Here is a 13,139-nt window from a genome sequence, read left to right on the forward strand (position 1 = left end):
TACGTCCCGCGGGCGGAGGGCGCGTGGACGCGGCGCTGGACGGCGCGGCAGCACGCCGCGTACCTGCGGCTGCTGGAGCGGGCGGCGGGCGACGAGGGCGCCGCGGAGTCCGCGCGGGCCGGGGCGGGGCGAGCCAGAGGGTGATGGCCGTGTCGCGGGTTCGCCCTTCGGCCTCGTCGACGGTCCGGGCCAGCGCGCTCCGCAGGGACGGGACGTCCTCGGTGCGGCGCCCCAGGAGGTTCGCGAACAGGAGCGTGAACCGGTGGTCGCCGAGGTGCGGGGCGAGCGCGTCGCTCAGGAAGGTCTCGCGGCCGCGCGGCAGGAGGTGGCCGAGCCGCTGCGCCACGGGGCCCGGCCGGCGGTGGAGCAGGCCGAGGCCGCGCTCCAGGACGGCGGGGTCCTCGCGGGCGAGGCCCGTGCGGACGAGTCCGGCGGCGAGCCGGTCGACGGCGGGCATGGCGTTCCGGGGGTCCTCGCGCGCGTCGAGGAGGCGGCGGGCGAAGTGCTCGACGGCGGCCGCGTGCTCGGCGCGCAGGGCGGCGTCCGGGAGCCCGTAGAGGGCGAGCGCGACGGTGTCGAGGGACGGGCCCGCCGGGTCCACGCGGTGCAGGAACCGCAGGGCGTCGGAGAGGGTTTCCGGCCGGCCGTCGCGTTCGGCGCACCGGATGAGCAGCGCGGCGCCCCGGGCGCGGGCGTCGGCGTCCTCCCGGTGCGTCATGCCCTCCAGCAGCGGGCGGGCCTCGGCGTAGGGGAGGTGCGCGAACAGCGGCAGGTTGCGCTCGATGCCCCGGGGCGCGTTGCGGCGGGCCTCGCGGGCCCGCAGCGGGCGGGGGAGGAGGTCGAGCAGCGCGTCCAGGTGCGCGCGTGCGCCGTCGGCCTCGGCCGCGGCGCGGACGGCGGCGAAGAGGCGCTCGCGGCGGCCGGGCGGGACGGCCCGCAGCAGGCTCCGCACGGCGGGCCCCCGGGCGCCGCCCGCGTGCTCGTGGACGGCGCGGGCGACCGCCGCCAGGTCGTCGTCGCCGTACCGGCGCAGGCGGGTCCGGACGCAGCGCCGGTTCACGATCAGGAGCCACAGCCGGGGACGCAGCGGCCCGAGCAGGACGCGCAGCATCCGCTCGGGCTCGGCGTCCATGAGCACGCCCGCCTTCCCGGCGAGCGGCGCCGGCAGGTCGTCCAGGTGCTCCAGCAGGGCGACGACCCGGGCGGGGGAGCGGTGCGCGGCCTCGGCGAGGCCGGGGGCGAGCGTCCGCAGCCGCGAGGGGGCGCGCTCCGCGTGGTCCAGGACGAGGTCCGGGTGCGCGCGGCCGAGGAGCCGCCAGGACGGGACGGCGGGCGCGAGCGCCTCCAGGCGGGACGCGACCGCCGCCGGGCGGCACGCGGGGAGGAGCGACGCGGCCTCCGCGTCGCCCCACCGCTCGGCGACCCGGTCGACGAGCGCGTCGGCGAGGCCGTCGCGGCGGTGCTTGCGGACGGCGCTCCAGGCGGCCTTCCGGACGGGCGCGGAGGCGTCCGCGAGGAGGTCGAGCAGCTCGCCGGCGCCCGCCCCGAACCGCACCGCGAGCCGGACGGCCGGGCCCGCGAGCCCGAGCGGCCCGACCCTCGCGGTGACGGCGATGTGCTCGCGGGACGCCTCGTCCCGCGCGGCCGCCGCGAGCGCGAGCGCCAGCCCCCGCTCGTACGGGCCCCGCTGCCCGAGGTCGACGAGCAGCGGGACGAGGTCCCGCCCGCCCGCGAGCCGGCGCAGGTCCGCGACGCGGCGGCGGCGCTCGGCGTGGGCGAGCGGCTCGACCTCGGCGAGCAGGGCGTCGGCGGGACGCATGTCCGTGCGCATGCCCCGCATCATGCCGGGGTCAGCCCACCGGGTTCACCCGGTTCCGCGCCCGGCGGAGATCTGCGCGGCGAGGCGGCGGACCCGCTCCTCGTGCTCGTCGTACGCGACGACGACCGGCGGCTCGTTGTACGGCATCGTGTCGGACGAGCGGCGCAGCTTCACGTACTGGCCGCACGCGTCGATCGCGTACGGCTCCATGTCGTCCTGCAGCGCGCCGATGACCGTGATGCCGTGCGTCTCGCCGATCTCGCGGAACAGCGCGACGGCCTCCTTGCGGTGCTCCTTGCCGAGGTTGCGGCCGAGCTCGTCGAGGACGAGGCACAGCCGCCCGCCGCCGGAGCTGGCGAGCGCCGCCGCGCACACGAGCTTGACGGCCTTCTCGTCCATGAGGGCGGTGTTGGCGCGCCGGTTGTACGGGACGTACCGCTGCCCGTCGGAGCGCCGCCACTTCGGCACGACCCGCCAGCGCCACTCCTGCTCGGGGTCGCCGGGCGGCTCCGGGGTGGGGAACTCGAGGGTGGCGCCGTAGCCGCCGTAGTCCACGTCGAGCTTCCCGAACTCCTCCGACACGCGCTGCAGGCGGGCGCGGATCGCGGCGGTCAGCGCGGTGCGGTGCGCCTCGGCGGCGCCGGCTGCGTCCGCCGCGCCCTTCTGCGCCTTCTCCAGGTCGGCGCGACGCGCCCCGAGCTGCACCTCGATCTGCCGCCGCTGGTGCCGCTCGTAGTCCTCCTGCTGCCGCAGGTACGCCTGGACGGCCTTCACGAGGCGGGGGAACGTGGCCTGCTCGCGCTCGGTGCGGCGGCCGTCGCCGTCGGTGCGCTCGCGGAGCAGGAACCGCACCTCCTCCGGCATGTCCTCGTCGGACGTCCCGTCCGGGAACACGCGGCGCAGCGCCTCCGACAGGTGCTTCTCGGCCGTGTGCCACCACTCGGCGGGCGTCCACGTCGCCTCGTCGTCGGTGAGGCCCGACAGCCATTCGGCGGCGCCGTCGCGGGACCCGCCCCACTCCTTCTCGAGCGCCTCGACGCCGAGGGCGGCGCGCCGGTCGGCCAGCTCGGCCGAGCGCGCCCGCACCCGGTCGCGGTCCCGGTCGTGCCCGTCGCGGCGGCTCCGGAGGCGGTCCGCCTCGAGGGCGCGCGTGTCGGCCTTGGCCTGCAGGCGCCGGAGCGTCTGCTCGGCCGCGCCCAGGCGGGCGAGGCGCGCCTCGCCCGCCGCGAGCTCCTCCAGTTCCGCCCGCAGCTCCGCCATGCGGGACCGGACGTCGTCCAGTTCGGCCGCTGCGCGCGCGCCCGCGAGCCGACGTCCGGCCAGCGCGACCTCGGCGGCCGCGTCGGACGTCGCCCGCCGCGCGGTCTCGAGCGCCTCCTGCGCCGCCTCCAGTTCCGCGCGGGCCGCCTGCATCCGCGCGACCCGTCCGGTCACCGGCTCGGGGAACCCGCCGACGATGACGACGCCGCCGGGGGCGCCGCCCTCCAGCGCCGCGAAGAAGCCCGCGAGCGGCAGCGCGCACCGGACGCCGTCCGGGTGCCCGTCCAGGGGCTCCCCGCCGGCCGCGACGTCGCCGTCCGCCGGGACGATCATCGAGCCGGGCAGGTCCTTGAGCGCGCCGGCCGCGGCGTCCAGGTCGTCCGTCCCGACGGCCACGGCCTCCCGGAACGGCCACAGCGCGGCCTCCCACCGGTCCCGGACGCCGGCGGCCAGCTCGACCGCGTCCAGCAGACCGACCGCCGCGATCCCGGCGGCGGCGAGCGCGCGGATCTGCGCGGGCGCGCTGCTCGCCCCCGCCTCCGCCTCGGCGACGGCCCGCTCGGCGCGGGCGACGGCGCCGCGCGCCATCCCGAACTCCTGCTGCGCCTCGTCCCGGCGGGTCTCCGCGGCGGCGAGGCCCTCCCGGGCGGCGGCCTCGTCGCGGCCGTCGGCGTCGCGGCGCCGCTCCTCCAGTTCGGCGACGCGGCGGCGCAGCTCCTCCAGGCGGTCCTGCGCGACGGCCTTGTCCGCGCCGAGCCGGTCCACCCGCCCCTTCAGCTCGGCGAGCGCCGACTCCGCGGACGCGACCTGCTCGTCCAGCGCCCCGCCGGTGAGCTGCTCCATCTCCTGCTCGGCCGCCCTCGCCGCGGCGGCCAGGCTCTCGGCCTCGGCGCGCAGCGCCTCCTGCTCGGCGGCGAGCGCCGCGTCGGCCGCGGCGGCGTCGGCGAGCAGCCGCGCCTGCCGGGTCCGCCAGTGCCGCAGCGCCGCGTCGACGTCCGCGCGGGCCCGGTCGCGGCGGTCGAACGTCTTCAGCAGCGCCGCCGCCTCCCGCTCCCACTCGGCGAGCCGCTCGGTCGCCTCCGCGGCCTTCGCCCGCTCCCGGTGCTCCTCCGCGCGGGACCGCCGCTCGGCCTCCAGCTCCCGGTCCAGTCCGGTCAGCGCCGCGATCGCGCTGAAGATGCGCTCCGGGCTGATCTCGTTGAGCGGCTGCGACAGCAGGTTCGTCGCGACCTTGCTGCGCACCGACGTCGACAGGAACGACACGCACCGGACCTGCCCGCCGTACAGGACGCGGCCCAGGTCCTTCGCGACGAGGTCGCGGCGGCCCGCGCTGCGCGGCAGCCCCGCCCACAGCCGGTCGGCCAGCGCGACCCGGTCGGCCTCCGACGGCGCCGCCGCCAGGTGGACGCCCCGCCGCCACCGGATCTCCAGGTGCGGGGCGTCCACGTTGACGCGCAGCCAGACGGTCAGCGCCGTCTCCTCCGCCTCGCCGTCCCCGGCGTCCTCCGGCGGGTCGGCCGGCGGGTCGGCCGGTGGGTCGGCGTGGTCGAAGACGCCGACGATGTAGCCGTGGTCGGCGCTGGCCCACCGGCTGTCGCCCTGCGCCGCCAGCTCCGCGTTGAACAGCAGCTCCGCGACCGCGCGGGCCCCGGACGCGAACCGCCACTGCTCGTCCCCGAGCAGCGCGGTGATCGCCGCGATGAACGACGACTTGCCCGCGCCGTTGGAGTCCTTCGGCCCCTGCCCGGCCACCACGATCAGCGTGCCGGGCACGGTCGGCACCGGGTGCGTCGACAGCCGCGAGATGTTCACCGCCTGGACGGCGACGAGCGTGCGTTCGCCGACGATGTTCTCGGCGTCCCGGGCCGGGCCCGGGACGAGCGGTTCCAGGACGGCCGTCATCTCTCGCTCTCCCCCTGATCGTGTTCCCGGTTGCGGCGGCGCGCCCGGATCGCCGCCGCGAGCGGCGAGTCCGGCCCGGCCGCCAGGATCAGCTCCTCCTGCAGCCGCCGCCGCGCGGCGGGCGTCAGCCGGTGGAACTGCGGGCCCGGCACGAACCCGCCCGACCCCTGCTCGCCCTTGCCGTCCGCGGCCGCCTTGACCTGCGACACCAGCCCGGCGAGGCGCAGCCGCCGCAGCGCCGCGTCCAGCTCGCCCACCGGCAGCTGGGTGCGGCGGCGCAGCTCGTCGACGGGCGTCGGGAACGGCGACAGCCACGAGTCGTCGCCGAGCCGCCCGGCGGCGCGCGGGATCGCCACCGAGTGGATCAGCACGAGGGCCAGCACCGCCCGGTCCCGGACGGACGGGACGCACGCGGGGTCGCGCGCCAGCTCGGCGGCGACGTCGTCGCGGTAGCCCGAGATCCACTTCGTCCGGTCGGACCGCACGAGCGTCCGGCCGCTCAGCGCGAGCATCCCCTCGACCGTGCGGCGCAGCGCCGGCTCGCGCAGCGCCGGGAACCGCACCTCCGGCACCGGCTCCGCCGCGTGCTCCACCGCCGTGTACGCCGCGACCAGCTCCGCCCGCCGCCGCTCGTCGTAGGGCCGCAGCAGCGCCTCGAACACCTCACTCACCGCCCGCCCCCTCCGTCTGCCGAGGGCTCCGCCGCCGCGTCCGAGGGCTCCGACGCCACCGACGCCTCCGACGCCTCCGCCGGCTCGTCCGGTTGCGCCAGCCCCGCCGCCCGCGGTTCGCCCTCCGGCGGCTCCACCGTCGGAGATTCCGCCGTCTCCGGCGCCCCCGGCGCCCCCGCCGTCTCCGGCGCCGTCGCCGTCTGCGAGGGCGGCGCCCCCGCCGTCGGCGGTTCGCCCTCCGGCGGCGGCTTTGCCGCCTCCGGCGCCTGCGGGTCCTCCGCGGCCGCCGGCGCCGACCCGCCCTCCGGCGGCTGCGGCGGCTCCGCCGCCTGTGGGGGGTGGGGGAGGCGGCGGAGGAGGTCGCGTAGGGAGGCGAGGGAGCCCTCCGGCCACAGCGCGGTGCGCGGGCCCGGGCGGACCGTGCCCGCGCCCTCGTCCAGCAGCAGCCACCCCGTGTCGGCGAGCCGCCGCAGCTCCCCGGTCGCCCAGCGGCGCGCGAGGTCGGCGTCGCCCCGCGTCATCCCCCCGTACACCTCCAGCACGTGCCCGACCGGCGCGGGCGTCCCGGGCCACGGGGCGTCGTCCAGCCGCAGCCAGCAGCAGCGCAGCGCGGCGGCCAGCACGCGGCGCGCCTGCCCCGCGCGGTCCAGCGGCATCGGCGCCGTGTCGTACTCCTCCAGCAGCGCGGGCGTCGCGCCGTCCGGCCACTCCGGCAGCAGCCACACGCGCGTCCCGTCCGACGCCGTGCGGACCCCGGACGGGACGGGCTCCGCCGCGTCGATCGACGGGACGCCCAGCACGCGGGCGCGTGCGCGGGCCAGCACCTGCGGATCCACGTCGTGCCGCTCGCTCATGCCCGCTCGAACCAGCCCGGGGACAGCCACGCGGGGACCCCGCCGGGCCGCGCGTCCAGGCCGTCCTCCCACACGAGCCGGTACGGCAGCTCGGGGTGCAGGTGCGCGGCCGACAGGTCGGCGAGCATGCGCCGCGCGGACGCCCAGTCGGCGCCGAGGACGTCGGCGACGGCGGCGCGGTCGCGGCCGCGCAGCGCCTCCTCGGCGACCGCCCGCAGCCGCGCGGCGGCGGCGTCCTCCGCACCGGTGTCGCGGGACAGGCCCGCGTCCGGGACGGACGGGCGCGGCGGCGCGGGCCGCGGCGGCGTCGCGCGGGGGCCGTCCTCGACGGCGGTCACCACCGCCGCCGGCTCGTGCCACGGCGCGGGCGCGTCGAACACGAACCCGTCGAGGACGGCCGCCAGCTCCTCACGGGACGCGGTGCGGGAGAACGTCCGCCACGTCTCCGGCGGCAGCAGCGTCAGGTTCCGGGTGGTGCCCGCCGAGTCCGACAGGCGGGCCGCGGCCCGCCGCGACGCGTCCCCGTAGGCGTAGATCGCGGCGCGCAGGTCGGTGCAGACGCGGTCGAGCTGCGGCCAGCGGCGCAGGATCGCGCCGTGCAGCCGCTCGGCGCGCACCAGGATCTCCTCGGTGCCCCACAGCTTCGGCGCCTGCTCGCGCAGCTCCTCGATCGTGCCGTTCGTCAGCGTCAGCAGCTCCACGCTCCACAGCCGGAACGCGCGCGCGAGCCCGTCCGCGCCGTCGCGCGCCTGCTCGGCCGTCATCCGCGGGTCGGCGACGTTGAGCTGTTCGAGGGCGAGCAGCCGGTGCATTTCGCTCTGCCCGCCGTCCAGCATCATCCGCCGGACGAACATCAGCCCGACCACGCTCGTGAACGACGCCCGGTACCGGAGCTGGTTCGGTTTCGGAAACACCTCGCGGACGGCGCCGAGCCCCTTCAGCACCCGCAGCCGGTTCTCGAACACCTCGGACGGGTAGCCGCGGCACACGTACCGCATCTGCTCGCGGCTCAGCCCCTCCTCGCCCGCGTCGGCGAACGCGGCGAGGAGCGTCTCGGCGACGTCGACCAGCTCGGGGTCGTCGACGACCGCGCCGCTGTCGCGCGCGAGGGCCGCGAACATCTGCCGGTAGACGCCGAGGACGGCCTCGCCGACCAGGACGTCGTCCAGGCTGGCGGCTTCATCGTCGGTGGTAGGGGACACGGCGCACTACCGTACGGCTCCGGACCGACGATCGCGGAATCGGACGCCGTCAGCGCGTCGAGCCGGGCCGCAGCAGGCCGCGCTCGAACGCCGCCCCGACCGCCGCCGCGCGGTCGTTCACGCCCAGCTTGGCGTAGATGTGCAGCAGGTGCGTCTTGATCGTGGCCTCGCTGACGAACAGCTTCGCGGCGGCCTCCCGGTTGGTGCTGCCGCGCGCCACCAGCCCGAGGACCTCCAGCTCGCGCGGGCTGAGCGGCTCCCCGCCGTCCGGCGGGACGTCCGGGGCCGCCGGCGGCGCGGGCGCGGCGCCCGCCCGCATCCGGCTCATCAGCAGCGTCGCGACCGGCGGCGACAGGACGGCCTCGCCGCGCGCCGCCGCCCGCACCGCGCGGAACAGCTCGTCCTTGCGGGCGTCCTTCAGCAGGTAGCCGGTCGCGCCCGCCTCGATCGCGGGCAGGACGTCCCGGTCGGTGTCGTACGTGGTCAGGACCAGCACCCGGCACGGCGACCCGGACTCGGCCAGCCGGGTGATCGCGGTGACGCCGTCCATGCCGGGCATCCGCAGGTCCATCAGCACGACGTCGGGCAGCAGCTCGGCGGCGAGCCGCAGCGCCTCGGCGCCGTCCGCGGCCTCGCCGACCACCTCCAGGCCGGGTTCGCCGGTGAACATGCCGCGCAGCCCGTCCCGCACCACCGGGTGGTCGTCGACGATCAGCAGCCGGACGACCGGCCCGTGCGGCGCGGTCACGGCAGCGCCTCGGCGGGGACCGCCGGGACGCACGCCGACAGCGCGGTGCCCGCGCCGGGCGCCGACTCGATCTCCAGCCGGCCCGCGACCCGCGCGACGCGCCGCCGCATCGCGGCGAGCCCGTGCCCGCCGCCGGCGGTGGGGCGCACCAGGTCGGGGGCGAACCCGGCGCCGTCGTCGCGGACGTCCAGCATCACGACGTCCCCCATGTAGGAGAGGGTGAGCGCGACGCGGGACGCGGCCGCGTGTTTGGCGACGTTGACGAGCGCTTCCTGCGCGGTGCGCAGCAGCGTCCCCTCGACCTCCGGGTGCACGGCCTGCACGGTACCGGTCGTGGTGAACCGCGCGGGGACCCCGTGGGCCGCCGTCCAGCGCTCCGCGATCTCGCCGAGCGCGTCGGGCAGCGCGGCGTCCTCCAGTTCGCTGGGGCGCAGCGCGTGCACCGACCGGCGGGCCTCGGTGAGGCTCTCGCGCGCCATCTCGTGCGCGACGTCCACGTGCCGGAGCCAGTCGGCGCCGCGCTCGTGGGCCTGCCGGGCGGCCTGGAGCTGCGCGACGACCCCGGCGAGGCCCTGCGCGACCGTGTCGTGGATCTCGCCGGCCATCCGCTGCCGCTCGTCCTGCACGCCCGCCTCGCGGGCCTGCGTGAGCAGCTGCGCCTGGAGCCCGGCGTTCTCCTCCAGCGCGGCCTCGAGCCGCGCGTTCGCCTCGGCCAGCTCGTCGATCACCCGCTTGCGCTGCGCGGACTGCTCCTCCACCCGCCATCCGAACATGCAGAACGTGGTCGCGACCGCCGCGTTGATGAGCAGCGCCAGCAGGTAGACGGGCGTCGCCTCGACGATGACGGCGAACCCGCCGAGCTGGGACGCGGCGGAGAAGGCCGCGGTGACGCCGATCCCGGCGAAGCGCCAGGGGGACGGCAGCATGAACGCGTGGACGTACCCGACCATGACCGCGAACCCGTACAGCGGGTTGACCGCGATCAGGGCGCCGAGGACCGCCAGCAGGCCGGTGTAGTAGACGGCCGCGAGGACGGTCCGCTCCCGCCAGCGGGGGTGCAGCGTCACCATCCACGCGATCCACCCGGCGGCCAGCGCGGTGAGGCCCAGCATCGCCGCGATCCCGGCGGGGGTGTTGGGGTAGACGAGCAGGCCCAGCAGGGTGGAGATCCCGAGCAGGACGTACGGGACGGCGCCCAGGGCGACCTGTTCCCGCAGCTCCCAGGGGTCGTAGTCGGGTGCGCGGACCGTCCCGCCGACGCTCGTCACATCGCCCTCCCGGCTCGTCCCGGCGGCCGTCACTCCCAGCGGAAGATCCGTGCCGCCACAGCGGTGGCGACCACCCCGTACGCGGCCATTATCGCAAGACCGGACCATTCGGGCGCCTCGCCCAGCCACGCGCCGCGGACCGCCTTCAGCCCGGCGCCCAGCGGCGTGGCGTCGCAGACCCGCTGCAGCGCCGCGGGCATCTGGTCGTAGGGGACGTACACGCCGGCGAGGAACAGGCTCGGGAAGAACAGCAGCGACCCGGCGGCGTTGCCCGCGCGGGCGGTGGGCGCGACGGCCGTCACCACCGCGCCGACCGCCAGCAGCGCCAGCATGCACGCCGCGGCGGACAGCACGAACCAGCCGGGGCTGCGCGGCGCCGCGATGCCGAACACCGCCGCGCCGAACCCGATCAGGACGAGCGCGCTGACCGCCGCCATCACGGCGTTGAACAGCAGTTGCGCGACGAGCAGCGCGGACGGCCGCGCGGGCGTGGCGCGCATCCGGCGCAGCACGCCCCGCTCCCGGTACTCGGCGAGGATCGCGGGCATCATCATCAGCGCGAGGATCGCGAAGGCGATGCCGATGCCGAGCGACGCGATGTACTCGGCGAGGGTCTGCCCGCCGAGGTCCTCGGCGGGGTCGCCGGAACCCGGTACGACGGCGAACCCGGTCAGCAGGGCGAGCGGCAGGACGAACGCGAAGACGAGCGTGTGCCCCTCCCGCAGCCGCAGCCGGAACTCGGTGGCGATGATCTTGGCGTACACGGCGGCTCCTCAGGCGCGGTCGGACGGGCGGGCGGGCGGATCGGCCGGGCCGTCCGGCTCCGCCGCGGGCGGGCCGCCGGTCAGCGCGACGTACGCGTCGTCGAGGCTCGTCTGCTCGACGCGCAGGTCGGCGACCAGGACGTGCCGGCGCGCCAGCGCCGACGCGACGGCGGCGGCGAAGTCGCCCGTGCCGTCGACGACGACGTGCCGTCCGGACCGTGCCACGCCGGTGACGCCGGGCAGCCCGGCCAGCTCGGCGAGGTCGGGCTCGGCGGACGGGCGGAACCGCATCCGGCCGCCGCCGCCGGTCGCCTGCTCGATCAGCGCCTCCGGCGTGCCGGACGCCGCGACGCGGCCGCGGTCGAACACCGCGAGCCGGTCGCACAGCTCTTCGGCCTCGTCCATGAAGTGGCTGATGAGCACGACCGTGACGCCGCCGTCCCGGACCCGGCGGATCAGGTTCCAGGCGGCGCGGCGCGCCTGCGGGTCGAGGCCGGTGGTCGGCTCGTCCAGGAAGACCAGGTCGGGGCGGCCGACGAGGGCGAGCGCGATGTGCAGCCGCTGCGCCTGCCCGCCGGACAGCCTGCGGACGCGCGCCCGCCGCTTGTCCTCCAGGTCCCATTCGGCGAGCAGTTCGCCCGGGTCGCGCGGGGACCGGTAGAAGGACGCGTACAGCTCCAGCGCCTCGCGCACCCGGATCGACGCGGGCAGGCCGGTCTGCTGGAGCTGCACGCCGATCCGCTCGCGCAGCCGGTCGCCGTCGGCGCGCGGGTCGAGCCCGAGGACGCGGACGCGTCCCGCGTCGGGGCGGCGGAGGCCCTCCAGGCACTCCACCGCCGTCGTCTTCCCCGCGCCGTTCGGGCCGAGGATCCCGAAGATCTCGCCGTCCCCGACCTCGAACGACACCCCGTCCAGCGCGGCGCGGCCGCCGTACCGCTTGACGAGGCCCTCTACTTCGATGATGCCCAACGCGCGTCCTTCCGCCGCCGACCCGAGCCTTGCGGCTCCAGGCTCGCGGCGGGACGCCCGCGCGGGCATCGACCGTCCGGTCGGCGCGGGGCTGATCCCGCGCGGTCCCGCATCGACCGAACGGTGGACGGCCCGGCTCAGCCCTGGCGCGGGATGGCCTTGTGCTCCAGGTAGGCGGCCAGCCCCTCGGGGCCGAGCTCGCGGCCCATGCCGCTGTTCTTGTAGCCGCCGAAGGGGGTGTTGGGGTCGATGACGTACATGTTGACGCCGCAGCTCCCGGTGCGGATGCGGCGCGCGACCTCGACGCCGTGGTCGGGGTCGGCGGTCCACACCGAGCCGCCGAGGCCGTACTCGCTGTCGTTGGCGATGCGGACGGCGTCGTCCTCGTCCTCGTAGGGGATGAGGACCAGGACCGGCCCGAAGATCTCCTCGCGGGCGATGCGCATGTCGTTGCGGACGTCCCCGAAGACGGTCGGCGCGACGTACCAGCCGCGGTCGTGCGGGCGGTCCAGCCCGCCGGTGATGAGCTTGGCGCCCTCGTCCTGGCCGAGGCGGATGTAGCCCTCGACGCGCTCCTGCTGGCGCCGCGCGACCAGGGGGCCGATCTCGCTGGTGTAGTCGGCCGGGTCGCCGACGGTGAGCCCGCCGACCATCGCGGCGAGCGCGTCGGCGACCTCGTCGTAGCGGCTGCGCGGGGCGAGGATGCGGGTCTGCGCGGCGCACGCCTCGCCGTTGTTCATCAGCGACGCCAGCTTGAACCCCTCGACGGTCGCGGCGAGGTCGGCGTCCTCCAGGACGATCGCGGCGGACTTGCCGCCGAGTTCGAGCGTCACCCGCTTCAGCTGCTCGCCGCAGACGGCGCCGATCTTGCGGCCGGCTTCGGTGGAGCCGGTGAAGGACACCTTGTCGACGTCCGGGTGCGCCACCAGGTACGCGCCGACCTCGCGCCCGGCGGGGACGATGTTCACCACGCCCTCCGGGAGGCCCGCCTCCTGGATCCACTCGGCGAGCAGGTAGGTGTCCAGGGGCGTCTCCGGGGACGGCTTGGCGACCACGGTGCACCCGGCGATGAGCGCGGGCGCGAGCTTGAGCATGAGCGTGAACTGCGGGACGTTCCAGGGGACGATCGCCGCGACGACGCCGACGGGCTCGCGGGTCACGGTGACCGGCCCGAGCATCCCGGGGCGCTCGTCCTCCCAGGTGTAGGTGACGGCGAGGTCGGTGTAGTACTGGAGCACCATCTGCGGGATCGCGGCCTGCCCGAAGATCGAGAACCCGATCGGCGAGCCCATCTCGGCGGTGACGAGCTCCGCCATCCCCTGCTGCCGCTCGGCGTAGATCGCCGACAGCCGCCCCAGGATCTCGGCGCGCTCGGCCGGGGTCATCCGCGGCCACGGGCCCTCGTCGAACGCCCGCCGCGCCGCCGCGACGGCGGCGTCCATGTCGGCCTCGGTGCCCTCGGGGACGCGGCCGATGACCTCTTCGGTGTGGGGGGAGATGACCTCGATCGTGCCGGTTCCGGCCGGGGCGGTCCATCCGCCGCCGATGAAGAACCGATCGTGCTCGCGCATGCTGGGGTGCCTCCTGCCCTCGGGGGCGGACGTGACCACGTGGTCAAACCGAGTGCTTGCTTGGCCACAGCATCGCACGCGCCCCCGGGATCTTGGAAGAGCGGATGAGAC

General features: G+C 77.0%; 9 protein-coding genes and 1 pseudogene. All 10 read right to left on the minus strand.

The window, feature by feature from the left end:
* Positions 1 to 1,831 (minus strand): annotated as a pseudogene (locus DMH08_RS11080) (hypothetical protein); the annotation flags it as partial.
* Positions 1,832 to 1,864: 33 nt separating this feature from the next.
* The gene (locus tag DMH08_RS11085) at positions 1,865 to 4,981 is read right to left on the minus strand and encodes a chromosome partitioning protein ParA (protein ID WP_125613453.1); all 3,117 of its coding nucleotides are present in this window, start codon (positions 4,979 to 4,981) and stop codon (positions 1,865 to 1,867) included.
* Positions 4,978 to 5,652 (minus strand): hypothetical protein, encoded by a 675-nt coding sequence (locus DMH08_RS11090; protein ID WP_026400439.1) that lies wholly within the window; start codon positions 5,650 to 5,652, stop codon positions 4,978 to 4,980. Before DMH08_RS11090 ends, DMH08_RS11085 begins: the two co-directional genes overlap by 4 nt.
* A complete protein-coding gene (locus DMH08_RS41550; RefSeq protein WP_233617526.1) occupies positions 5,649 to 6,506 on the minus strand; it encodes a hypothetical protein in 858 nt (285 codons plus the stop codon). The genes DMH08_RS11090 and DMH08_RS41550 overlap by 4 nt, the downstream gene beginning before the upstream one ends.
* Positions 6,503 to 7,708 (minus strand): hypothetical protein, encoded by a 1,206-nt coding sequence (locus DMH08_RS11105; RefSeq protein WP_125613455.1) that lies wholly within the window; start codon positions 7,706 to 7,708, stop codon positions 6,503 to 6,505. Before DMH08_RS11105 ends, DMH08_RS41550 begins: the two co-directional genes overlap by 4 nt.
* 49 nt (positions 7,709 to 7,757) lie before the next feature.
* Positions 7,758 to 8,378 (minus strand): response regulator transcription factor, encoded by a 621-nt coding sequence (locus DMH08_RS11110; RefSeq protein ID WP_199747739.1) that lies wholly within the window; start codon positions 8,376 to 8,378, stop codon positions 7,758 to 7,760.
* Between the two features lie 74 nt (positions 8,379 to 8,452).
* Positions 8,453 to 9,724, minus strand: coding sequence for a sensor histidine kinase (locus DMH08_RS11115; protein WP_233617527.1), 1,272 nt, complete (start codon positions 9,722 to 9,724; stop codon positions 8,453 to 8,455).
* Positions 9,725 to 9,753: 29 nt separating this feature from the next.
* A complete protein-coding gene (locus DMH08_RS11120) occupies positions 9,754 to 10,488 on the minus strand; it encodes an ABC transporter permease (RefSeq protein ID WP_026400435.1) in 735 nt (244 codons plus the stop codon).
* A 9-nt stretch (positions 10,489 to 10,497) separates the two neighbouring features.
* Entirely contained in the window at positions 10,498 to 11,457 is a 960-nt protein-coding gene (locus DMH08_RS11125) for an ABC transporter ATP-binding protein (RefSeq protein WP_051299985.1), read from the minus strand.
* 137 nt (positions 11,458 to 11,594) lie between these two features.
* Entirely contained in the window at positions 11,595 to 13,028 is a 1,434-nt protein-coding gene (locus DMH08_RS11130; RefSeq protein WP_125613461.1) for an aldehyde dehydrogenase, read from the minus strand.
* Positions 13,029 to 13,139 lie beyond the last annotated feature (111 nt).

The sequence above is a fragment of the Actinomadura sp. WAC 06369 genome, from assembly GCF_003947565.1.
Taxonomy (GTDB): domain Bacteria; phylum Actinomycetota; class Actinomycetes; order Streptosporangiales; family Streptosporangiaceae; genus Spirillospora; species Spirillospora rifamycini.